We start from the raw sequence: 23097 nt of genomic DNA, 5'->3' as shown, positions 1-23097 counted from the left end.
TGGCGGGCCGTCCGGACGAGCCGGTGTGACGGCCCGGTGCGATGACCCGATGTGACGGCCCGCTTGGACACGGAGAGCCACCGCGTCAACCCGACGCACGGGCGCGCACGGCTTAGCGGGGCCTTAAGGAAACCTTAAGCATCATCGCGTGATCACTCTTGGCGATCATTGAATCGCGAGGCGTCATCGCAGGTCAGCACCTCTGTGCAAGGCCAAGTTCTGTCAATGGCATATGCCCTTCGCGCCCCCTGGAATGATTCATTCCGGGGGGTCTATTCCCCCGGAACGGCCCCGGAGCGGGCTCTGGGCGGCCATGATGGGGGACATGGCGGGCCTGGAGGGTGTGGAACAACCGCGGCAGCGCGGTCATGCGGTCGCTGCGCGGGGGATACCGTCCGTCGATGACGAACAGGCGCTCAGGGCGCTGGAGTTGTTCGGCAATCCGACGGAGGCGGAAGTCCGGCTGCCCTCCCGCCCCGAGTCCGCCTCGGCCGCCCGCAGGATCACCCACAGTGTGGTGCTGCGTCAGTGGGCCCTCTCGCCGCAGACCGCCGAATACGCGGTCCTGCTCGTCTCGGAGCTCGTCGGCAACGCCGTACGGCACACCGGGGCGCGGGTCTTCGGGCTGCGGATGCTGCGCCGCCGCGGCTGGATCAGGATCGAGGTACGGGACCCCTCGCGCGGGCTGCCCTGTCTGATGCCGGTGCACGAGATGGACACCAGCGGGCGCGGGCTCTTCCTGGTGGACCGGCTCTCCGACCGCTGGGGAGTGGACCTGCTGCCGCGCGGCAAGAACACCTGGTTCGAGATGAGGGTGGCGGACCGCCAGACCCCCTGAGCGGTCCCGCGGTACTGCGCCACGCCGTTCCCGGCCATGGTCCCGCGGCACTCGGCCGCGCCGTCCCCGGCCGCCGGCCCACGGGCTCCGCCGGGCAAGCGACCCCGCCACCCCTTTGCCGGGTCAATCGTCACCTTTCACCCCGGGCGCGCCTTAAATGGGGGAGTGATCCCCATCGACCGTCGCAGAGCACTGCGCGCAGCAGCGGGCGCGGCCGTCACGGGTGCCCTGGCCACCGGTTGTACGGACCGTACGGACCGCGTCTCCGGCGCGCCCGGCTCCGTACCGCCCGGCTCCCGGCCGCCCTCCTCCGTACCGCCGCACGGGCGCGGTACCGGGCCGGCCGCCCGTACCGCGCCCGCGCCCCGGCGGTTTCCCGGGCAGCCCGCCGAGATCGCGCACGGCCCACGGGACCGCGCCCGGGTCGCGCTCACCTTCCACGGCCAGGGCGACCCCGCCACCGCCACCGCCGTACTGACCGAGGCGGAGCGCGCCGGGGCCCGGATCACCGTTCTCGCCGTGGGCGGCTGGGTCGACGAGCACCCGGCTCTCGTACGACGTGTCCTCGACGGCGGCCACGACCTCGGCAATCACACGCTCCACCACACCGACATCTCCGCGATGGACGAGACCGAGGCGTACGCGGAGATCACCGGCTGTGCCGAGCGGCTGCGCCGTCACACCGGCTCCATCGGCACCTGGTTCCGCCCCTCCCGCACCCAGCACGCCACCCCGCTCGTCCAGCGGCTGGCCCGGCGGGCGGGCTACCCGCACGTCCTCTCGTACGACGTCGACTCCCTCGACTTCACCTCGCCCGGCGCCCCGGCCGTCGTCCGTACCGTCACCGGGCAGATCCGCAACGGCTCCGTGGTGAGCCTGCACTTCGGCTACGCGGACACGGTCGCCGCACTGCCCGCCCTTCTCGACGCACTGGAACGCCGCGGCCTGCGCGCGGTGACGACCACGGAGCTGCTGACCTGATGCTTCCTCCTCCCCTCACCCGGACCACCGCCCTGCTCGGCGCCGCGGGCCTCGCCCTGCTCGCGAGCTGCGCGAGCCCCGACGACCGAAGGGGCGGGGCGGGCGCCTCCAAGGCCACCGCCCGGCCGGCCGTGGCCCGGCCGAGCCCGCCCGCCGGACTGCCCGGCATGCCGCCGGTGCAGAACCCCAAGGACATCTACGCCGCGGACCGGCCCGGCATGCTCTCGCCGGTAGTGAAACGCTTCCCCTCACGGGTGTACGTGCCCAACACCAACTCCGACACCGTCTCGGTCATCGACCCGGCGACCTACGAGGTCATCGAGACCATCGAGGTCGGCAGGCAGCCCCAGCACGTCGTCCCCTCCTGGGACCTGAAGACCCTCTGGGTCAACAACAACCGCGGCCACACCCTCACCCCGATCAACCCCGCCACCGGCAAGGTGGGCGAGCCCGTCGACGTACACGACCCTTACAACCTCTACTTCACGCCCAACGGCAAGTACGCGGTCGTCATGGCCTCGCTCGACCGTCAGCTCGTCTTCCGGGACCCGCACACCATGAAGGTCAAGAAGACCGAGCCGGTGACCTGCGCGGGCGTCAACCACGCGGACTTCTCGGCGGACGGCCGCTACTTCATCGTCTCCTGCGAGTTCTCCGGCGAGCTGCTGAAGGTCGACACCGAGAAGATGGCGGTGACGGCCCAGCAGAAACTGCCCTTCCAGGGCGCGATGCCGCAGGACGTGAAGATCTCGCCGGACGGCAAGACCTTCTACGTCGCCGACATGATGGCGCACGGTGTGTGGGTGCTGGACGGCGAGAAGTTCACCACCCCGAAGCTGCTGCCCACCGGCAAGGGCGCCCATGGGCTGTATGTCAGCCGCGACTCCCGGGTGATGTACATCTCCAACCGCGGTGAGGGCTCCGTCTCGATCTTCGACTTCCCGAAGAACCGGCTGACCAAGAAGTGGCACCTGCCGGACGGCGGCAGCCCGGACATGGGCGGAGTCTCGGCGGACGGCAAGGTGCTGTGGCTGTCGGGGCGGTACGACTCGGAGGTGTACGCGATCGACACCGTCACCGGCAAGCAGCTCGCCCGGATCCCGGTCGACGGCGGGCCGCACGGACTGGCGGTCTATCCGCAGCCGGGGCGCTACTCACTGGGGCACACGGGCGTCTTCCGCTGAGGACGGGGCCCGGCCGGAGCGGATCCGGGCCCGTGCGCATACGGGCCCGTGCGCATACGGGCCCCGTTCGCGGGCGGGGGTGAGAGGCGGGGCTGAGGGGTGCGCGGCTGAGGGAGGGGCGTCGGGGCCCGGCCGGGGAGGCCGGGCCTTTTGTCAACTCGCGTTCCGTCCGGCGCTGTTCGGGGCCGACACGCCCCCATTCGGGTGATGGTCCCCGGCCCGCCGCCGTCCAGCGGAGAGGGTGCTCCCCATGATCACCTCTCGCTCGCGGCAGCGGGCCGCAGCCGTCGTCCTGTCCGCCGTCGCCCTTCTCGTTCCGGTCACCACCACCGAGGCCGCGCCCACCGCTTCCGGGCCCGCCGTCTCGGCGCCCGCCACCGGTGGCCCGACCCTCGTCGGACCGACGCTCACCGGACCGGCCCTCACCGGGCACGCTCCGGCGGTGCCGGCCGAAGCGGTCGCGGCCGAACGCTGTCCCGTCATCGCCGACCCGCTGTACGCCGCGGCGGACCGCAGGGTCGAGCTGGACCGGATCACCCCGGCACCGTCCTGGCGTACCAACTGCAAGCAGCTCTACCGCGCCGACAGCCGTCCCCCGGAGATCGTCTTCGAGCAGGGCTTCCACCCCAAGGCGACCCTGGACGGCCAGTACGACATCGAGAAGTACGTGCTGGTCAACCAGCCCTCGCCGTATGTCTCCACCTCGTACGACCACGACCTGTACAAGCAGTGGTACAAGAGCGGCTTCAACTACTACATCGACGCCCCCGGCGGTATCGACGTCAACCGGACCATCGGCACCACCCACAAGTGGGCCGACCAGGAAGAGGTCGCCTTCCCCGGCGGGATCTCGCGCGAGCTGATCGTCGGCGTCTGCCCGGTCGACAAGCGGAAGAAGACCGAGATCATGACGGAGTGTGTGGACAACCCGCACTACAAGCCCTGGCGCGGCTAGCTCTACGCGAGCAGCTAATCTGACCGCGTCAGAACGGCATTACGAAGGGGCGGGACCATGGCAGACATCGACGACGCGCGCAAGGCGTTCGAGCGGTTCGACGCGAACGGCGACGGACTGATCACGGCGGCCGAGTACAAGAGCGTGATGGCGCAGCTCGGCGACTTCCATGTGACCGAGACCGTCGCGCAGGCCGTCATCAACGCCCATGACGCCAACGGCGACGGGCTGCTCACCTTCGACGAGTTCCTGGCCTCCCGCAACAACGGCTGACCGGATACGAACGGCCGGACCGACCGGCCGCGACGACTGGTCCCGGCGGCCGGCGGGTCCCCGTCGGCCCGCCGGTCCCTCGTGCGCGCCGGTCGCGTTGCCGTATCCCGCGCCCGGAAGAGACGATCAGAAGGTGATACCTCCTGGTCCGTCCGCCGATGACACCACTGGCTCTCCGGGGCGCGGCACGGCCGTGACCGGGGGCCTGATCGCCGTGGGAGCCCTGGCCGCCGTACTCGCCGTCCTCGGCGCGCTGCTCGGCGCGGACGCGGCCGGGCGCGGCACCGGTGAGCTGCGAATACCCGGCTCGGGCCGGACGACCGTGCTGCGGCTCGCCGTCTTCGCCGCCCTGGCGCTGCACCTCGGCGAACTGGCGGGCGCCCGGCTCGCCCGTACCGGACCGGCGCCCCGAAGCTGGGCGGTGCCCGCCGCACTCACCGGAGCCGCCGCCTCGGCGGCGCAGATCCTCGTCCTGGCCGCCGTCAGCGGGCTGGACATCACCACCGTGTACGGCACCACGGACGGCCGGCTGCTGCTCGTGATGGCCAACGGATTCCTGCTGGCCGCGGGCTGCGCCGCCCTGGGCCACCCGGGCTGGGCCCTGCTTCCGCTGGTCGCGGTCGTCGGCGCGGAGGCGCTGCGGGCGCACCCCGAGCCGTACACCCCGGTGCTCGGCGTGGCGCTGACCGTCGTCCATCTCACCGCCGCCTCGCTGTGGACCGGCTCGCTGCTGTACGTCCTGCGCACGCTGCGTCTGCGGCGCGGGGATCCGGCCGGGGCCAGGGCGGTGCTGCTGCGGTACGCGCGCCTCGCCGTCTGGCCCTTCGTGGCGCTGGCCGCCACGGGCACGGTCTCCACCCTGCGCAGGCTTCCCGTCGATGTGGTCCTGGGCACGGCGTACGGCCGGGTCCTGATCGCCAAACTGGTTCTGGTCGTGGTGGTGAGCGCGCTGGCCCTGACCGCCCGGCGCCGGCTGCGCCACGAGCGGGATCCCACCCTCCCGCCCGTGCGGAGCTGGCCGTGCTGGCGGTGGTCGTCCTGCTCTCGGCGATCCTCACGGTCGTACCGGACCCGCACTGGCTCAGCGCACAGTGACCGGCGCGGTGGTCGGCGCGGTGACCCGCGCGGTGTGTCCGCGGTGTGCGCGCGGTGAATCGTGTCCCGACCGGTGTCCGTTTCGTGAGGCGCGGGGTCCGGGTCTGGGTAACCATGGGAGGACGCAGGCGCAGCCCCCTGCGAGAGCCTTGTCGGGAGGCCCCGATGGATGACTATCCGGAAAGTTATGAGCTGGTGTTCCAGGCGTCGGCCGTGGAGGACGACGTGGTGATCGTCCGGCGTACGGCCGGCACGGGAGCGGGCGGATTCCCCGTCTACGAGGACGAGACGGGCATCGTCCGTGCGGAGATCAGCGACCGGGGAGAGGTGCGCATGCTGGCGAGCGGCGGACACCAGGAGCTGGGGGCGCCCCTGCTCGTACGGTCACTGAGTTCCTGAGTCCCGAGTTCCTGACCGCTTCCTTCTTGAGCGGTAGCGGTCCTGCTGGCTCCGAGCGTGTGCCATGCGCCGGTCATGCCTGCCGTGCACGACGGGCATGACCGACGCACGCCGGGTGGGCGAGCGGGTGTGTCAGGGCGCGCAGGTCTCCGTGAAGGCGGTGAGCGCGGTGCAGCGGTACGGCGCCGGGTTGATCACGGATGGCGCCCGGCGCAGCTTGGTGGCCTGCTCGTAGTCGTACGCGTAGCCGACGAGGGCGGGCTCGCTCCATGCCGTACCGAGGAACGCGATGCTGAACGGGCGCCGGTTGGCGGCCTGGTAGCCGGCCGGGACGCTGACCGACGGGTAGCCGGCCTTCGCGCCGATGCCCGCGCTGCCGCTGTTGGCGAACAGCAGGGCCGTCAGGCTGTTGTCCTTCATGACCGCGTCTATACGGTCCTTGCTGTCGGCCAGGTCCTGGGCGCGGCTCGCCTTGTAGGCGGCGGTGTCGGCGCTGTCCGCGCCGAGGTCCTTGGCCTGCGAGTTGAGCGCGTTGACCTGTCCGAACTTCAACGCCTCGGCGGGGTGCGCGGTGTTGTACGCGATGATGTCGGCGAGGCTCTTCATCGGGGCGTTCCGGGGCAGCCTGGCCAGATAGGCGTTCAGGTCGCGCTTGAACTCGTACGACAGGACCGTCGAGCTGTGGCCCGAGGTGTCCAGGGTGACATCGACGAGTATCGCGCCCTGGTCCCTGAGGGCGGTGACGGCCGCGTCCCAGAGGGCGCGGTTGTCGGTTCCGGCGGCCGGGACCTGGCCGGCGACGACCCCGATACGGGCCCCGCGCAGCGCGGTTGTGGACAGGTCGTCGGTGAAGTCGTGCCCGACGAGCGGGTTGGCGGCGGTGGCGGGGTCCTCGGGATCCTTCCCGTTCAGTGCCGTGAGCGTGGCCGCCGCGTCGGCGACGGTACGGGTGAGCGGACCGGCGGTGTCCTGGCTGGCGGCGATCGGCACGATGCCCGTACGGCTGGCCAGCCCGACGGTCGGCTTGATGCCCACCACGGAGTTGGAGTACGCGGGGCTGAGGATGGACCCGGAGGTCTCGGTGCCCACGGTCACGGCGCCGAGGCCGGCCGACGCGGCGACTCCCGAACCGGCGCTGGAGCCGCTGGGGGACTGGCTCCCGTCGTACGCGTTGAGCACCTGCCCGCCGAGCGAGCTGTAGCCGCCGGGCATCCCGGAGGTGAGGTAGTTGGCGAACTCGGTGAGATTGGCCTTGCCGAGGATGACCGCGCCCGCCTTGCGGAACTGCGCGACGATCGGCGCGTCCTTGGCCGGGTACGAGCGGGCGAGCGCCACCGACCCCGCAGTGGTCGGCATGCCCGCGACATCGATGTTGTCCTTGACGACGACCGGTATACCGAGCAGCGGACTGTGCGGACCCTTGCCGCGCCGCATCCGGTCGGCCGCGGCCGCCTCCTTCATGGCGTTCGGATTGACGGAACGTATCGCGTTGAGCGAAGGGCCCTGGGAGTTGAGGGCCCGGATGCGGTCCAGATAGGCCTCGGTGAGTTTCGTACTCGATATCTTCCCCGAGTCGAGGAGACCGCCGAGCTGGGCCACGGTCGCGCTCTCAAGGTCGATGGACAGCGGCTTTCCGGACGAATGACCGGACGCGCCGGCTCTGGACGAGGTCACCGAGGCCGTACCGGCGACCATCAGCACGGCGAGGGCGAGGGCTGCGGCATGGCGGCGGCTGAACCGTTCGCGGGCCGGGAAGTTGATGTCGATCGTATGCTCCTGGCGAAGGGAAACGGACCTTGGGCCAGAGCATCGAAACGGCACACCTTGTCAGGCGCATATCCCCCTGATTTCGGCCAAGTTGCCATCCCCGCACGCGGCGTGCGGCATCGGATCACCGGTGGCGGTGCGTGCTCCGGTGCTGTCGGGGAAACTCGGCGATCCAGTCGAGCAGCAGGGCGTTGAACTCGTCGGGCCGCTCCTGGAAGAGCCAGTGGCCGACGCCGTCCCAGACGACCGACTCGCTGTAAGGGTGAGCGCTCACCGACTTGTCCCAGTACCCGTCGATGCCCTTGGCCTTCAGCGAGGCCGCCGCCCCGACGGTGAGCACGGGGCAGCTTCGGCGCAGCAGGTATTCCTCGGCCCGGCCGCGCACGGTCTTCTCGGATTCCAGGTCGAATATTCCGAGAAAGATTCCGGACACCACGTCCGGTGACATGGCGAGGGCCCGTCGGCGATGCCAGTCGCCCAGCCATGCGGGGGTCCCGGGACCGGAGCCCTCCATCTGCGACAGGACCGCGGCTGCGACACCCACCGGGTCCGGGGTGCGGAACGCTTTCGCGGTGGCCGCCGCGAACGCGGCCTCGAATCCCCAGCTCGGGTCGACGGCGACCACGGCCCGGACCAGTTCAGGGTGCTCGACGGCGAGAACGGACGCCACCAGCGCACCGAGCGAGTGGCCCACCGCGATGACCGGACCGGTGCCCAGAAGCTCGACCAGCAGTGCCAGATCGGTGGCGTAGTCGGCCGGGCGATGAGTGGTCCGGGCCTCCTGTGACCGGCCATGACCACGCAGGTCGACCGCGACGACCCGGTGCCGGGCGGTGAACGGGGCCATCTGCGGGGCCCAGTCGTGCGAGTCGCAGGTGCCGCCGTGGATGAGCAGCAGAGTCTCGTCGCCCTGTCCCTCGTCGGTGTAGAAGAGCTGTGTGTCATTGACGGTGACATGAGTCATGGATGTGCTCCTGGCTGGGACTTACTGAAAAGTACTGAAACCCGTAAACAAGGTCATCGGTGGTCGTGACCTGCGAAGTCAGGCTAGAAGAGCGCATGTGGGCAAGAAGTGCGCGCCGAGTGGGGTCCCGGGCGTCGGGCATCCACGGCGCAGCACTTTTTCCCCACACCGCCATGCCTACGCTCACGTGGACTTTCGTCCACTGAGCGCAGGAGTCTGTCCCGTGGCCAAGATCATTGCCGCCGTCACACCGTTGCAGGGCCATGTCCAGCCCGTGCTCGCGGCGGCCGCCGCTCTCGTCCGGCACGGTCATGAAGTCGTCGTCCTGGCCGGGACGCGTTTCGCCGACGACGTGCGGGCCGTCGGAGCGCGGTACGCACCGCTGCCGCCGGACGCCGACTACGACGACCGGAATCTGGACGCCTACTTTCCGGAGCGGGCCGGGATTCCGGCCGGTCCCGCGCAGTTGGAGTACGACATGAAGTACGTCTTCGGCGACCCCACGTGTGCTCAGTTCCGTGCGCTGCGCTCGCTGCTGGCCGGGTTCCCCGCCGATGTGGTGGTGAGCGACATGCTGTTCCTGGGCTCGCTGGCACTCACACTGTCGGCACCCGCCGGGCAGCGGCCGGTGACCGTGAGCCTGGGGAACACCATGCCGACGCTGCTGAGCGACGACGCGCCGCCCGTGGGTCTGGGAGTGCCGCCCCTACCGGGCGCGGCGGGAAGAGCCCGGCACAGGGCGATGAACGAGCAGGTGAGAGAGGCGCTCACGGACACCCAGTGGTATCTGGAGCAGAATTTCAAGGCGGCCGGCGTCGACCTGCCCGACCTCATCTTCAACAGCATGGTCACGGTGCCCGACCACTATCTCCAGTTGACGGCACCCGGCTTCGAGTATCCGCGCGGCAACCTGCCGGACTCCTTCCGGTACGTGGGACCGCTTCCGTCGCCGTTGGCGGGGAATCACCCGCTGCCGGAGTGGTGGCCGGAGCTGGCAGGCGGAGCCCGGCCCGTGGTCGTGGTCACACAGGGCTCCTCGGCCAACCGTGACCTGACCCAGCTCGTGGCGCCGACCGTGCACGCGCTGGCCGAGGAGGAGGTCCTGGTCGTGGCCGCGACCGCGCGGCAGGACGGCCCGGCCGATCTGGGTCCGGTGCCGGACAATGTGCGCGTCGCGGGTTTCGTCCCCTTCGAGCTGCTGATGCCGTACGCCTCGGTACTGGTCACCAACGGTGGGTACGGAGGCGTTCACGCCGCGCTCGGCGAGGGAGTGCCCCTGGTTGTGGCGGGTGAGGGCGAGGACAAGCGGGAGGTGGCCGCGCGGGTGCAGTGGAGCGGCGTCGGCATCTCCCTCGGCACGGCACGCCCCACGCCGGAGGCGGTACGCGGCGCGGTCCGGCGCGTACTGACCGAACCGGCCTGTCGCAGGCGGGCGGCCGAGATGCGCGACGAACTCGCACGGTACGACGCCGAGGGCGCCATCGCCGGCCTGGTCGCGGGCAGCCCGCCCGGGCACAGCACACTTTGACCACAGCGCCCCCCTACGCTTCGTGGAGACCCGGGCCCGCACTTCCGGCCTGTGCTTTTCAAGGAGTACTCGGCGTGACGTACAGCTTCATCAATGAGGGACAGCTCTGATGCGGTTCGCGATTCTGGGACCGGTACGGGCCTGGCGGAGAGAGGAGGAAGTCACACTGGGGCCGCCGCAGCAGCGCGTGCTGCTGGCGGTACTGCTCGCCCACGCGGGCCGGCCCGTGAGCATGGACACGATGGTGGACGCGCTCTGGGGCGAGGAGCCGCCGGCCAGCGCGGCCAACGCGGTCTACCGGCAGATGGGGGAGCTGCGACGTCGTCTGGAGCCCGGCCTGCCGCCCCGTGCCACTGGCCGCTGGCTGGTGCGCGAGTCCGGTGGCTACCGGCTCAATGCCGACGTCGACACCCTTGACCTGCTGAGCTTCCGGGACCTCATCGGCCGTGCCCGAGCGGCGAACCGGAGCGGCGACCTCGACAAGTCGGTGGCGCTCTTCCTCGAAGCCGTGGATCTGCGGCAGGGCCCGACAGCCGCCGGCATTCCGGCGGAATCGCGCGCACACCCCGTCTTCACCGCCCTTGACCGCGAATACCTGATCGCGGTCAAGGAGGCCACCGACACGGCGCTGGACCACGGTGCCGCGGAGCGGCTGCTGATGGTGCTGCACCGGGTCGCCGCCGAGCATCCGCTCGACGAGCCCCTGCAAGCCCGACTGGTCCTTGTCCTGGCCGCCGCCGGACATCGTGCCGAGGCCCTGGACACCTGGCAGAAGGTACGCGCCGAACTGGCCGCGGAGCTGGGGATCTCACCCGGCCCCGAACTGCGCGAGGCGCAGACGCGCGTCCTGCGGACCGACAGCCCGGCGACCGGGGACGGTGCGGACCGGCGCACCGGCCCGGCCGCGCGTGGGTCCGCGTACACCGCCCCCACCCCTGACACCGATCCGGTGCGACCTGCCTCCCCGCTGATTCCCCCGCTGGCCCAACTGCCTGCGGATCTACCGGTGTTCGCGGGACGGCGGGCCGATCTCACCCGGGCCCGCTTCCTGTTGTCTGGCAGGGAGACCATGACGCCCGCCACCGTGATCCTCGCGATCAGTGGCATGGGCGGAGTCGGCAAGTCCACGCTGGCCGTCCATCTGTCCCACCAGATGGCACACCGGTATCCGGACGGACAGCTCTATGTGAACCTGCGCGGCTTCGATCCCAGCGCCACCGCCATGGACCCGCGTGAGGCCGTACGGGGATTCCTTACCGCGCTGGGACTCTCGCCCCAGCACATCCCGGCGGACGCCGACGGCGAAGCCGGCGCCTACCGCAGCCTGCTCGCCGGCCGCAGAGTGCTGATCCTGCTCGACAACGCCCGTGACGCGGCACAGATCAGACCCCTGCTGCCCGGCACCCCGAACTGCCTGGTGATCGTGACCAGCCGGAACCGGCTGCTCGGCCTGGGCGCCTCGCACGGCGCCCAGATACTGGAACTGGATCCGTTTCCCACCGCGGAGGCCCGTGAACTGCTCGTCCGCAGAATCGGCGCCCCACGGGTCATCGCCGAATCCCACGCGGCGGCCGAGATCGTCCGGCACTGCGCCGGACTGCCACTGGCCCTCGCCGTCGTGGCCACCCGGGCCGCGGCCCACCCCGATTTCCCGCTGGCCGCCATCGCGGCGGAACTCAGCGAGGCACAGGGCAGCCTCGACGCGTTCACCGACCCCGAGCCGGCCGGTGACGTACGGACCGTCTTCTCCTGGTCGTACCGCACCCTCAGCCCGGACGCCGCCCGGCTCCTGCGGCTGCTGGCCCTGCACCCGGGACCGGACACCGGTGCGCCCGCCGCGTCCGCGCTCATCGGTGTCCCGATGGCACGCACCCGGCAGTTGCTCGCCGAACTCACCCGCGCGCACCTCCTCAGCGAGCACGCGCCCGGCCGCTACATCTGCCATGACCTGGTGCGGCTGTACGCCATGGAGCTCACAGAACGCCATGACCCGCGGCCCCGGCGCGAAGCCGCCGTGCGGCGTCTTCTCGACCACTACCTGTACACCGCCCACGCGGCGGGCCGGCTGTACTCGCCGTGGTGGACGGCAACGACTCTCCCTCCGGCCCTGGAAGGCGCCACGCCCGAAACCCTCGACGACGACGGCCAGGCACTGCGCTGGTACACCGCCGAACGGCACGTCCTGCGCGAGGTCGTCGACCTCGCCGTCCGGACGGGCTCCGACACACACGCCTGGCAACTGGCCTGGTGCCTGGAGCGTTTCTGGGACCGGCAAGGACACTGGCACGACTCCGAGGCCATGCAGCGCGTCGCGCTGGCCGCCGCCACCCGCGCCGGCCACCGCGCCGCACGCGCACACCTCCTGCGCGGACTGGCCCGAGCCTCCGCCCGGCTGAAGCGGTACGACGAAGCCCACACCCATATCGCCGGCTCCCTGGAACTGCACACGGCACTGGGCGACCGTCTCGGGCTGGCCCACGCACACCGCAGCCAGGGATGGCTGTTCGACCAGACGGAACGTTACGACGACTCGCAGGCGGCGGTCCGGAAGGCCCTCGCCCTCTATGAGGCCGTGGGAGACCGGGTGGCGCAGACGAGCTGTCACCATGCCCTGGGCTGGACGCACGTTCTCCGTGGCGAACACCGGCTGGCCGTCCCGTACTTCGAGCGGGCTCTCACCGAACTGGCGGGGCTCAGCAACCGCTACGGCGAGGCCGGGACATGGGACAGCCTCGGCCACGCCCATCACCGTCTCGGTGACCACCGGCGTGCCACCACCTGCTATCAGCACGCCCTGCGGCTCTACCGCCAGATAGGCGACCGTTACAACGAGGCAGGCACTCTCCACCAGCTCGGCGACGCCTATCACGCGGTCGGTGACTACGGATCCGCCCGTACCGTCTGGCAGCATTCGCTGGCCATTTTCGCCCCGATGGATCACCAGGCCGCCGACGAGATACGGACCAAGCTCAAGGCCCTCGGAGATGCCGTTCCCGCGCCCAGGATCTCCCTTGTCGCCGAGGGGCGGGGGGACGATTCCGGGAGTCGGCGACCGTAGCGGCGGTCCGGCCTTCCCCCTCACCCGGCGGTCCGGCTTCTATGCGTTCTGCCCGCCCCCATGGCTCGGGGGCGGGCAGTGGGCCGGGGCCTCACACAATCCGCGCGATCAGTTGAACCAGCATTGCGTCGTGTGAGTACCCGCGGTCAGCGGAACGTAGCACTGGCGTGTGCCCAGCTTGCCGTCGTTGTCGTCCCAGAAGTCGACGTCGATCGTCCACTTCCAGTACCAGCCCGCGAGCGCGTAACAGCGGGTCACGGTTCTGTCGCCGGGAAGGAGGAGCTTCGGGGAGGCGACGTAGTTGTTGTTCTGGTTGGTGCCGTTGATGGTGAACGCCCTGATGTCGAAGTGTCCGCCTTTGACGCACACTTCGACCTGCTGGCCGTTGGTACCGAGGGTGGACGGCGGTTCGGCGGCGCTTGCCGCCGCGGCCGGACCGGTGGCAAGGCTGCCGACCAGCCCGGCGGCCATCGCCAGCGTGGCCATGGCCCTCCCGGCCAGGTGTTTCTTCGAGTGACGCAGCATCAAGTCTCCTTTGGTGCGGTCAGCGGGATCGGCGAATTGCGTGAATGACATTCCGGTCAGCCGAACATGCACTCGTACGTGTCGTACATCCCGGACTCGGGGACGTAACACTGCCGCGTGTCCAATTTGGCGTCGCTGTAGTCCCAGAAGTCGACGTCGATCCAGTTCTTCCAGTACCAGTTCCAGATGATTTGGCAGCGCAACCCGTACCTGTTGCCGGGAAGGTCGGTCTTCGGGGAGGCGACGTAGTTGTTGTTCTGGTTGAAGCCGTTGATGGTGAATGCCTTGATGTCGGGGTGCCCCTCGCCGACGCATACACGGACCTGGTATCCGTTGGTGGCGGAGGTGGACGGCGGCTCGGCGGCCGTCGCTGCCGTGGCCGGACCGGCGAAAAGAGCGCCGAGCAGCCCGGCGATCATCGCCAGGGCGAATATGGCCCGTCTTGCCACCTGCGTTGTCGAGTGATTCGGCATCAGGTCTCCCTTGTTGTAGGCCGAAAAGGCAGCGGCGAAATCGCTGCCTCCTGCCGACAAGGCTCCCAGCCGGTTATTGGAAATCCATTGACGATGTGTTGAGGGCGGGGCGGGGGTGGTCCGCCGGAATTCATAGGTGTTCCGTCAATGGCTTGTAGATGGCGGTGTGCTTGCATGAGAGGGAAGTTGATTGTTCAATCTTTCTCTCAGTGAAGGATCGCGTCATGATCAGTCCGACCCGTAGACAAGCACTCACCGCAGGTGCCGTCGGAGCCGCCGCGGCGATCGTCCCCGCCCTGACCGGCACCGCGCCCGCCGCCGCGAGCGGCCGGAGCGCGGACAATCCCCTGTTCGGCCCGGACAATTCGATGCTCGTGCTGATCGACTACCAGCCCGAGATGGTCACCGGGGTCACCTCGATGCACAGGGAACTGCTCAAGCTCAACGTCAAGGCCCTGGCCCGGATCGCCCGGCTGCTCGACGTCCCCACCGTGCTCACCACCGTGGGCGTGAAGGCCGGGGTCAACCACCCCACCATCCCGTATCTGCGCGAAGAGATACCGGATCTCATCGAGTACGACCGTATGAACATGAACGCCTGGGAGGACGGACCCGTACGCCGGGCCGTCAAGGCGACCGGGCGCCGTAACATCGTCTTCGCCGCCCTGTGGACCGAGATCTGCCTCGCCTTCCCTGTCGTCCGCGCCCAGAGCGAGGGCTACCGGACGATGTTCGTGGCCGACGCGGTGGGCGGGACCAGCCCGGTCGCACACGAGAGCGGGATCCAGCGTCTGATCCAGGCCGGCAGCATCCCGAACTCCTTCCTGGGGATTCTCGGCGAGTGGGTCCGTGACTGGTCGGACCCGCGCTCCGACGCGGGGCGCGAGGTCGTGCCGTGGTACTGGGCGGAGCTGGCCAAGCTCGACCTGGGCTGACCCGGGCGCGCGGCAGCCGGATCGTGTCCGGCTGCCGCGCGCCGCTCCGGTCCGGAGAGGCCGGTACGGGAGAGGTGGTGCGGACCGCGCCCACATCTTCCGCACTCCGTGTCCACTACGGACCGGCCAGCATGGTGTTCGCGGGGGATCGTCGGCACATGGGTTCGGTCCGCTTCCGTACCGGTCTCATGTGCCGGTCCCCGCACAGGTGTTGATGACGGCTCCGGCCGCCGAGGAAAGTGACTGGGACGTATGGGATTCCGATTCGCGGTGCTGGGCCCGACCCGGGCGTGGCGTGACGACGTGGAGTTACAACTGGGCTCACCGCAGCAGCGTGCGACGCTCACGACCCTGCTGCTCCGTGAGGGAGGGCCGGTGGCGCTGGACGAACTCGTCGACACGATCTGGGGCGAGGCGGACGCGCCGCGTACGGCGGTCGGCACGCTGCGTTCCTACGTCTCCAGGCTGCGGCGCGTCATCGGCGCGGACGTCATCGACTCGACGGGAGGCGGGTACGCACTGCGGACGCCGCCGGGCACGCTGGACCTGATGCTGTTCCGGGAACGGATCGAGCGGGCCCAGACGGCGCACCGCGACCATGAACCGGCCCTCGCCGCGACGCTGTTCCGCGACGCCCTGGCGCTGTGGAGAGGCGCTCCGCTGGCAGGCGCCCATGGGGTGACCGCGGATGCCCGGCGCACTCTGCTGACCCAGATGAGACTGACCGCCGTCGAAAGCCGGTTCGCGGTGGAACTGGAGCTGGGCAGACACGTCGAGCTGATCGCGGAGCTCTCCGCGCAGGTCGCCGAGCAGCCGATGCGTGAGCGGCTGCGCGAGCTGCACATGCTCGCCCTGTACCGGTCGGGCCGGCAGGCCGACGCGCTGGCCAGCTTCCAGCAGGGCCGTGAGCTGCTGGCCGAGGAGATCGGGGTGGATCCGGGCCCGGCCCTGCGCCGGATCCATCAGCGCATCCTCAGCGCCGATCCCGCCCTGCTGGAGCCGTCCCCGCGCGTGCCGCGGTACGGAAGCGCCCCGGCGCCCCGGCTGATCCCCGCCCAACTGCCGCCCTTTTCACCCGACTTCACGGGCAGGGGGCGGCTGCTGAAGGAGGTCACCGGCAGGCTGACGGTGCCGGACGGCATGCCCGTCGTCGGCCTCGTCGGCCTGGCCGGAGTCGGCAAGACCGCGCTGGCGCTGCGCGCCGCCCACGCCGTACGGCCGGCCTTCCCCGACGGTCAGGTGTACGCGGACCTCGGGGCGGCCGGCGACCGGCCCGCCGACCCGTCTGCCGTGCTTGCCGCGTTCCTGCGCTCCTACGGATTCGGCGACCGCGCGATACCCGATGCGGCCGGTGAGCGGGCCGCCCTGTGGCGGACCACCCTCGCCGGGCGGCGTGTGCTGGTCGTCCTGGACGACGCGCGTGACAGCGATCAGATCCGCGATCTGTTCCCGGGCACACCCGGGTCCGCCGTCCTGGTCACCAGCCGGTCGCGCATGCCCGAGCTGCCGGGTGTCCACTGGTGCAAGGCGGACGTTCTCGATCCGGAGGAGGCGCTGGACCTGCTGTCGCGCGTCGCGGGCCCCGACCGGGTACGGGCGGAACCGGCGGCCGCCCGGCGGCTTGTCGCCGCGTGCTCCGGCATCCCGCTGTCGATCCGGCTGGCCGGGCTGCGGGTGGCGGCCCGTCCCGGGTGGACCATGGCGGCGGTCGAACGTCAGCTCAACGCGGAGGCGAACCAGCTCACCCTCACCGCCCGGCACCCGGACTGCCGCGCGCACGACGCGCCGCTCATGCCCGGCTACCGGCGACTGGACGCCGCCCAAGCGCGCGCCTTCCGGCTGGTGGCGCTGTTCGAGGGCACCGGGATCGTGCTGCGGGCCGCGGCGGAGATCCTCCAGCTTCCCCTCGCGCGCACGGAACGGCTGCTGGAGTCGCTCGTCGACGTCCACCTCATCGAGACGGACAGGCCGGGCCGCTACACGTACCACGAGCACGTCAAGTCGTTCGCCAGGCGCCGGGCCGTGGAGGAGGACGGCGTCCCGGCGTGCCGGGCCGCGATCGGCAGGCTGGTCACCATGAACACGCGCAAGACGAACGCTCCGGAGACGGACGCCACGGACGCCGGGACACGGGCGGCGCTGTTGCTGCTGTCGCACTCGATGGGAGCCGGAGCCCCGGACCACCCGCCGACCCGGTGACCCCCCATTTCCGCTCACGACGCCGACGAATCCAGTCGGCGAACGCGGTAGGCGAACGCATCTGACAACCCGTCGGAGTGCGCTTTCTCAGCACTCGATGATGTTCACCGCGAGCCCGCCGCGGGCCGTCTCCTTGTACTTGACCGACATGTCCGCGCCCGTCTCCTTCATGGTCTTGATGACCTTGTCCAGGGAGACCTTGTGGGTGCCGTCGCCGCGCAGGGCCATTTTGGCGGCGGTGACCGCCTTGACCGCGGCCATGCCGTTGCGTTCGATGCAGGGGATCTGGACCAGGCCGCCGACCGGGTCGCAGGTGAGGCCCAGGTTGTGTTCCATGCCGATCTCGGCGGCGTTCTCGACCTGTTCGGCGCTGCCGCCGAGGACCTCGGCGAGGGCGCCCGCGGCCATGGAGCAGGCGGAGCCGACCTCGCCCTGGCAGCCGACCTCGGCGCCGGAGATGGAGGCGTTCTCCTTGAAGAGCATGCCGATGGCGCCGGCGGCCAGCAGGAAGCGGACCACGTTGTCGTCCTTCTCCTGTGCGGTGGCGCCGCCCGCCGCGAAGTTCATGTAGTAGTGCAGGACCGCCGGGATGATGCCCGCCGCGCCATTGGTGGGCGCGGTGACGACCCGGCCGCCCGCGGCGTTCTCCTCGTTCACGGCCATCGCGTAGAGGGTGATCCACTCCATGGCGTGCGCCTGCGGATCGCCCTCGGCGCGGAGCTGGCGCGCGGAGTGCGCGGCGCGGCGGCGGACCTTCAGACCGCCGGGCAGCAGCCCCTCGCGTGCCATCCCGCGTGAGACGCACGCCTGCATCACCCGCCAGATCTCCAGCAGCCCGGTCCGGATCTCGTCCTCGGTGCGCCAGGCCTTCTCGTTCTCCAGCATCAGCGCGGAGATCGACAGACCGGTCTCACGGGAGAGCCGCAGCAGTTCGTCCCCGGTGCGGAACGGATAGCGGAGGACGGTGTCGTCCAGCTTGATCCGGTCCTCGCCGACGGCGTCCTCGTCCACCACGAAGCCGCCGCCCACCGAGTAGTAGGTCTTCTCCAGCAGAAGGCCACCGTCGCCGTCGTACGCGAAGAGGGTCATGCCGTTGGCGTGGTACGGCAGGGTCTCGCGGCGGTGCAGGATCAGATCCGTACCGGCGTCGAAGGCGATCTCGTGCATACCGAGCACACTCAGCCTGCCACTGCTGCGGATACGTTCCGCCTCTTCGTCCGCGTGCTCCACGTCGACCGTGCGGGGCGAGTTGCCCTCCAGGCCGAGCAGGACGGCCTTGGGGGTGCCGTGGCCGTGGCCGGTCGCGCCGAGCGAACCGTACAACTCGGCACGGACCGTGGCGGTGTGGGCCAGCAGGCCCTCGTTCTTGAGGCGGCGGGCGAACATCCGGGCCGCGCGCATCGGGCCGACCGTATGGGAGCTGGACGGGCCGATACCGATCGAGAACAGGTCGAAGACCGAGATGGCCACGGTGGTGACTCCTTGCTGGCTGGTGGACGCCGCTGTCCGCCGGGGTGGGGCGGAGCCGACGGGTACGTGCCGACGGGGGACCGATGCGTACAGACGGGCACTTACGGTCATGTCCATACGGTCCATACGGTCCGGGGCACCGCGCGGCACGGTTCAGTGTGCGCGGTGCCCCGTGAACCCGGGCCGTACGGGTGACGTCGGATCCGGGTACAGCGGTGTAGCGGTAAGGCGGTAGTGCGGTGCAGCGGTGCGGCAGTCGTACGAGCCGGGGCCGAGCGGCTTTACGCGGTTACTTCAGGCCCGGGTACAGCGGGTGCTTCACTGCCAGCGCGGAGACCCGCCCCGCCAGCTCCGCCCGGTCGAACGACGGCTTCAGCGCCGCCGCGATGATCTCCGCGACCTCGGTGAAGTCCTCGGCGGTGAAGCCGCGGGTGGCGAGCGCCGGGGTGCCGATCCGCAGACCCGAGGTGACCATCGGCGGGCGCGGATCGTTCGGGACGGCATTGCGGTTGACCGTGATGCCGATCTCGTGCAGCCGGTCCTCCGCCTGCTGCCCGTCCAGCTCCGAGTCACGCAGATCGACCAGGACGAGATGGACATCCGTACCACCGGACAGTACGGACACGCCCGCCTCGGCCACATCCGGCTGCGCCAGCCGCTCCGCGAGGATCCCGGCGCCGTCCAGGGTGCGCTGCTGGCGCTCCTTGAACTCCTCCGTCGCCGCGACCTTGAAGGCGACCGCCTTGGCCGCGATGACATGCTCCAGCGGACCGCCCTGCTGACCGGGGAAGACCGCGGAGTTGATCTTCTTCGCCAGTTCCTTCGTACTGAGGATCACACCGCCGCGCGGGCCGCCCAGGGTCTTGTGGGTGGTCGTGGTCACGACATGGGCATGCGGCACCGGGTTGGGGTGCAGCCCCGCCGCGACCAGCCCCGCGAAGTGCGCCATGTCGACCATCAGATACGCGCCGACCTCGTCCGCGATCCGGCGGAAGCCCGCGAAGTCGAGCTGGCGGGGGTACGCGGACCAGCCGGCCACGATCAGCTTGGGACGGGACTCCTTGGCGAGCCGCTCGACCTCGGCCATGTCGATCCGGCCGGTCTCGTCGTCGACGTGGTAGGCGACGACGTTGTAGAGCTTGCCGGAGAAGTTGATCTTCATGCCATGGGTGAGATGCCCGCCGTGCGCGAGGTTCAGGCCCATGATCGTGTCGCCGGGGGAGAGCAGCGCGAACATCGCCGCCGCGTTCGCCTGGGCCCCCGAGTGCGGCTGTACGTTCGCGTGCTCCGCGCCGAACAGCGCCTTCACCCGGTCGATGGCGATCTGCTCGATCACATCGACATGCTCACAGCCGCCGTAGTAGCGGCGCCCGGGGTAGCCCTCGGCGTACTTGTTGGTCAGCACCGTGCCCTGCGCCTCCATGACCGCCACGGGAGCGAAGTTCTCCGAGGCGATCATTTCGAGCGTGGACTGCTGACGGTGGAGTTCGGCGTCGACGGCGGCGGCGACGTCCGGGTCGAGCTCATGGAGCGAGGAGTTCAGAAGCGACTTCGAAGACATCACAGTCCCTGGGGTCTCGGTGGCCGGAACGCGTCAGTTGCCGGAAAAGTCTTGGTACTCGTCGGCGGTGAGCAGCTCGTCCGGCTCCTCGGCGACACGTACCTTGAACAGCCAGCCGCCTTCGTACGGAGCCGAGTTCACCAGCGAGGGGTCGTCCACCACGTCCTGGTTCGTCTCGACGACCTCGCCGGTCACCGGGGCGTACAGATCGCTGACCGACTTGGTCGACTCCAGTTCGCCGCAGGACTCGCCCGCGGTCACCGTCTCACCGACCTCCGGGAGCTGGGCGAACACCACATCGCCGAGAGCGTTCGCGGCGAACTCGGTGATCCCGACTGTCGCCACACCGTCCTCGGGGATCGACAGCCACTCGTGCTCCTTGGTGTAACGGAGCTGCTGGGGGTTGCTCATGACCTGAATTCTCCTGTACGCGGGGGAGTGGTGCGGAACGGCTGTCTTACGGAGCGAGACGGAGCGAGATACGAGAAGCCGGCCGGAGCCGGAACCGAATGGCACCGGGACGGCATCCCTGTGGAACGAAGGCGGAACGGGGGTGGCGCTGATGATGTCCGTATCACTTCTGGCGTTTGTAGAAGGGCAGCGCCACGACTTCGTACGGCTCCTGCGAGCCGCGGATGTCGACCGTGACACCGGGCGTGCCGGGCGCCGCATGCGAGGCGTCGACGTACGCCATGGCGACCGGCCTGCCCAGGGTGGGGGAGGGCGCTCCCGAGGTGACCTCGCCGACGGGGGTCCCGTCGGCGACGACCCGGTAGCCGGCCCGGGGGACCCGGCGGCCCTCGGCGATCAGGCCGACGAGCTTGCGGGGCGGGGCGCCCGCGGCGCGCTCGGCCGCCGCCTCCAGGACCTCGCGGCCGACGAAGGCGCCGCCGTTCGAGGTCTTGTCGAACTTCACGACCCGGCCGAGACCCGCGTCGAAGGGGGTGAGGGCGGTGCTCAGCTCGTTCCCGTACAGCGGCATCCCGGCCTCCAGCCGGAGCGTGTCGCGGCAGGAGAGACCGCAGGGCACCAGGCCCGCTCCCTCGCCCGCCTCGGTCAGCGACCGCCACAGGCCCTCGGCGTACCGGGGCTCGACGAACAGCTCGAAACCGTCCTCGCCGGTGTAGCCCGTACGGGCGATCAGCGCCGGGACCCCGGCCACCGTGCCCGGCAGACCGGCGTAGTACTTGAGGCCGTTGAGGTCGGCGTCGGTGAGCTTGCCGAGGATGCCCGGGGACTGCGGACCCTGGATCGCCAGCAGGGCGTACGCGTCGCGGTCGTCGCGGACCTCGGCGTCGAATCCGGCGGCGCGCGCGGTCAGCGCGTCGAGTACCGTCTGCGCGTTGGAGGCGTTGGCGACGACCATGTACGTGTCCTCACCGAGGCGGTACACGATCAGGTCGTCCAGGATGCCGCCGTCCTCCTGGCAGATCATGGTGTAGCGGGCGCGGCCCACGGCGACGGAGCCGATGTTGCCGACCAGCGCGTAGTCGAGCAGCGCGCCGGCCGCGGGGCCGGAGACGGTGATCTCGCCCATGTGGGAGAGGTCGAAGAGCCCGGCCCTGGTCCGTACGGCGGTGTGCTCGTCGCGCTCGCTGCCGTACCGCAGCGGCATGTCCCAGCCCGCGAAGTCGGTCATGGTCGCGCCGAGGGCGCGGTGCACCGCGTCGAGGGCGGTCTTACGGGGGGTGCTGCTCGGGGGGGCGTGGTTCATCGCGATGGCTCCCAGGGCATGACGGCGAGGACGGTCCTCCCCATCTGTCATCGGAACCTGAGAGGTTCACCACGACCACCCGTACCAGGGGTCATGACTTGCACCTTGGGTGGAGCCGCAGAGCTGCGGCCCGCTTTTCAGATCTGCCTCATCCACGCGGTACGGGGCCTGAGAGATTCAAGGGAGGAACTTGCTCCTTCGGCGCCCGGCGCACTGAGTGACCGGGACTCTCCCGCGCGGATTCAAACGGCCGGTATGCAGTTGGCGGGCACATCATCGCACGCATCCGGGTGGACCGGGGCGGCAGGACCGCATTGCGCCGTCCGGCGTGAAAAGCTTGTGGCGCATTACCATTTCTTTACACTTTGTGGGCAGGCCCTAGCTGAGCTGACGCCGACTGATCGACAGGGGGGACGGCGATGATGTCGCAGGGGTCCGGAGCGTATGCGACGACCGCGGGGGTGCCGGCGCAGCAGGGGGTGTCCGACCGGGACGCGGTCGCGCGGCCCGTCGCGGTGGTACGGGACCTGCGGGGGCGCGGTGGCCGGCTGCCCGGCGCCCTGGCCTTCGGCGCGGGCGATCTGGTGGTGGTCTCGGGACTGCCCGGCAGTGGCAAGTCGACCTTGATCCGGCGGGCCGCCGAGGCCGGCGGGATCGACTCCCAGGACGCCAGGGACCGCTGGGAGCGCCGGCTGCCGGCCGCGCTCCCCTATGCCGTCTACCGCCCGCTCGTCCGGATGGCGCATTACGCGGGGCTGTGGCGTGCGCTCGGCTCCGGCGAGAGCGTCGTCGTGCACGACTGCGGTACGCAGAGATGGGTACGCCGCTGGCTCGCCCGCGAGGCCCGCAGACGTGGCCGCCGGCTCCATCTCGTACTGCTGGACGTACCGCCGGAGGTGGCGCGCGAGGGGCAGCGGGAGCGCGGCCGGGGCGTCTCGGGCTACGCGTTCGCCCGTCACCGCCGGGCAGTACGGCGGCTGCTGGCCGCCGCCGAGTCGGGCCGGCTGCCCCGGGGCTGTGCCACGGCGGTGCTCCTGGACCGGACCGCGGCCGGTGCCCTCGACCGGATCGCCTTTCTGGAGAAGCCGGGGCGGGAGGCCGGTCGCTGATCCGTGGACGGACGGGGACGCGCCGCCGCCTGCGGCATTAGGGTGCTGCCGCAGGTACGAGCACGGAGG

Annotated in this window: 20 protein-coding genes and 1 riboswitch; of the genes, 12 read left to right on the top strand and 8 right to left on the bottom strand. The window is 70.4% G+C overall.

What is annotated here, in order from left to right; translation table 11 throughout:
* The first annotated feature begins 313 nt into the window (after positions 1 to 313).
* The 7 genes from KQY30_RS09980 to KQY30_RS09950 all read left to right on the top strand — a co-directional run bounded on the left by KQY30_RS09980 (position 314) and on the right by KQY30_RS09950 (position 5725).
* A complete protein-coding gene (locus tag KQY30_RS09980; protein WP_217306519.1) occupies positions 314 to 838 on the top strand; it encodes an ATP-binding protein in 525 nt (174 codons plus the stop codon).
* A 165-nt stretch (positions 839 to 1003) separates the two neighbouring features.
* Positions 1004 to 1819: a polysaccharide deacetylase family protein gene (locus KQY30_RS09975; RefSeq protein WP_254407041.1), complete on the top strand. Its 816-nt coding sequence runs from the start codon at positions 1004 to 1006 to the stop codon at positions 1817 to 1819.
* Positions 1819 to 3003: a YncE family protein gene (locus KQY30_RS09970; RefSeq protein WP_217306517.1), complete on the top strand. Its 1185-nt coding sequence runs from the start codon at positions 1819 to 1821 to the stop codon at positions 3001 to 3003. The genes KQY30_RS09975 and KQY30_RS09970 overlap by 1 nt, the downstream gene beginning before the upstream one ends.
* A gap of 250 nt (positions 3004 to 3253) precedes the next feature.
* Complete coding sequence (locus KQY30_RS09965; RefSeq protein WP_302185306.1) at positions 3254 to 3958, top strand: ADP-ribosyltransferase; 705 nt, start codon at positions 3254 to 3256, stop codon at positions 3956 to 3958.
* A 57-nt stretch (positions 3959 to 4015) separates the two neighbouring features.
* Complete coding sequence (locus KQY30_RS09960; protein ID WP_217306515.1) at positions 4016 to 4231, top strand: EF-hand domain-containing protein; 216 nt, start codon at positions 4016 to 4018, stop codon at positions 4229 to 4231.
* 193 nt (positions 4232 to 4424) lie between these two features.
* Positions 4425 to 5384 (top strand): CopD family protein, encoded by a 960-nt coding sequence (locus tag KQY30_RS09955; protein ID WP_367997411.1) that lies wholly within the window; start codon positions 4425 to 4427, stop codon positions 5382 to 5384.
* 107 nt (positions 5385 to 5491) lie between these two features.
* Positions 5492 to 5725, top strand: coding sequence for a DUF6296 family protein (locus KQY30_RS09950; protein WP_046505122.1), 234 nt, complete (start codon positions 5492 to 5494; stop codon positions 5723 to 5725).
* Positions 5726 to 5857: 132 nt separating this feature from the next.
* Here KQY30_RS09950 and KQY30_RS09945 read toward each other — a convergent pair whose 3' ends face one another.
* Positions 5858 to 7420, bottom strand: coding sequence for an amidase family protein (locus tag KQY30_RS09945; protein ID WP_217310950.1), 1563 nt, complete (start codon positions 7418 to 7420; stop codon positions 5858 to 5860).
* 196 nt (positions 7421 to 7616) lie between these two features.
* Positions 7617 to 8456 (bottom strand): alpha/beta fold hydrolase, encoded by an 840-nt coding sequence (locus tag KQY30_RS09940; protein WP_217306514.1) that lies wholly within the window; start codon positions 8454 to 8456, stop codon positions 7617 to 7619.
* 223 nt (positions 8457 to 8679) lie between these two features.
* On the opposite strand from KQY30_RS09940, the gene KQY30_RS09935 reads away from it, so the two are divergent.
* Entirely contained in the window at positions 8680 to 9984 is a 1305-nt protein-coding gene (locus KQY30_RS09935; RefSeq protein ID WP_217306513.1) for a nucleotide disphospho-sugar-binding domain-containing protein, read from the top strand.
* A gap of 109 nt (positions 9985 to 10093) precedes the next feature.
* Positions 10094 to 13042, top strand: coding sequence for a BTAD domain-containing putative transcriptional regulator (locus KQY30_RS09930; RefSeq protein ID WP_217306512.1), 2949 nt, complete (start codon positions 10094 to 10096; stop codon positions 13040 to 13042).
* A 108-nt stretch (positions 13043 to 13150) separates the two neighbouring features.
* Here the strand turns inward: KQY30_RS09930 and KQY30_RS09925 are convergent, their stop codons facing one another.
* The gene (locus KQY30_RS09925) at positions 13151 to 13567 is read right to left on the bottom strand and encodes a hypothetical protein (RefSeq protein WP_217306511.1); all 417 of its coding nucleotides are present in this window, start codon (positions 13565 to 13567) and stop codon (positions 13151 to 13153) included.
* A 56-nt stretch (positions 13568 to 13623) separates the two neighbouring features.
* Complete coding sequence (locus tag KQY30_RS09920; RefSeq protein ID WP_217306510.1) at positions 13624 to 14040, bottom strand: hypothetical protein; 417 nt, start codon at positions 14038 to 14040, stop codon at positions 13624 to 13626.
* A 224-nt stretch (positions 14041 to 14264) separates the two neighbouring features.
* Between KQY30_RS09920 and KQY30_RS09915 the strand changes: the two genes are divergently transcribed.
* Together KQY30_RS09915 and KQY30_RS09910 are read left to right on the top strand one after the other, a co-directional pair.
* Positions 14265 to 14975, top strand: coding sequence for an isochorismatase family protein (locus KQY30_RS09915; RefSeq protein ID WP_217306509.1), 711 nt, complete (start codon positions 14265 to 14267; stop codon positions 14973 to 14975).
* 252 nt (positions 14976 to 15227) lie between these two features.
* Positions 15228 to 17174 carry a BTAD domain-containing putative transcriptional regulator gene (locus KQY30_RS09910; protein ID WP_217306508.1) on the top strand — a complete coding sequence of 649 codons (1947 nt, stop codon included), beginning with the start codon at positions 15228 to 15230 and terminating at the stop codon, positions 17172 to 17174.
* 87 nt (positions 17175 to 17261) lie between these two features.
* Here the strand turns inward: KQY30_RS09910 and KQY30_RS09905 are convergent, their stop codons facing one another.
* The 4 genes from KQY30_RS09905 to gcvT all read right to left on the bottom strand — a co-directional run bounded on the left by KQY30_RS09905 (position 17262) and on the right by gcvT (position 21919).
* Positions 17262 to 18644, bottom strand: coding sequence for an L-serine ammonia-lyase (locus KQY30_RS09905; RefSeq protein WP_217306507.1), 1383 nt, complete (start codon positions 18642 to 18644; stop codon positions 17262 to 17264).
* Positions 18645 to 18933: 289 nt separating this feature from the next.
* On the bottom strand, positions 18934 to 20205 hold the full coding sequence (glyA, locus tag KQY30_RS09900) for a serine hydroxymethyltransferase (protein WP_217306506.1): 1272 nt from the start codon (positions 20203 to 20205) through the stop codon (positions 18934 to 18936).
* A gap of 33 nt (positions 20206 to 20238) precedes the next feature.
* Complete coding sequence (gcvH, locus tag KQY30_RS09895; protein ID WP_217306505.1) at positions 20239 to 20616, bottom strand: glycine cleavage system protein GcvH; 378 nt, start codon at positions 20614 to 20616, stop codon at positions 20239 to 20241.
* Between the two features lie 163 nt (positions 20617 to 20779).
* On the bottom strand, positions 20780 to 21919 hold the full coding sequence (gene gcvT / locus KQY30_RS09890; RefSeq protein WP_217306504.1) for a glycine cleavage system aminomethyltransferase GcvT: 1140 nt from the start codon (positions 21917 to 21919) through the stop codon (positions 20780 to 20782).
* A 147-nt stretch (positions 21920 to 22066) separates the two neighbouring features.
* Positions 22067 to 22164: riboswitch (glycine riboswitch) on the bottom strand.
* A gap of 174 nt (positions 22165 to 22338) precedes the next feature.
* Here gcvT and KQY30_RS09885 point away from each other — a divergent pair.
* Positions 22339 to 23028: an AAA family ATPase gene (locus KQY30_RS09885; RefSeq protein WP_217306503.1), complete on the top strand. Its 690-nt coding sequence runs from the start codon at positions 22339 to 22341 to the stop codon at positions 23026 to 23028.
* The last annotated feature ends 69 nt before the right edge of the window (positions 23029 to 23097 follow it).

Source organism: Streptomyces sp. GMY02 (genome assembly GCF_019056675.1).
In the GTDB taxonomy this organism is placed as follows: Bacteria; Actinomycetota; Actinomycetes; order Streptomycetales; family Streptomycetaceae; genus Streptomyces; species Streptomyces odonnellii.
Note: the sequence above shows the minus strand (reverse complement) of the source record. Positions and strands in the feature narration are given on the sequence as shown.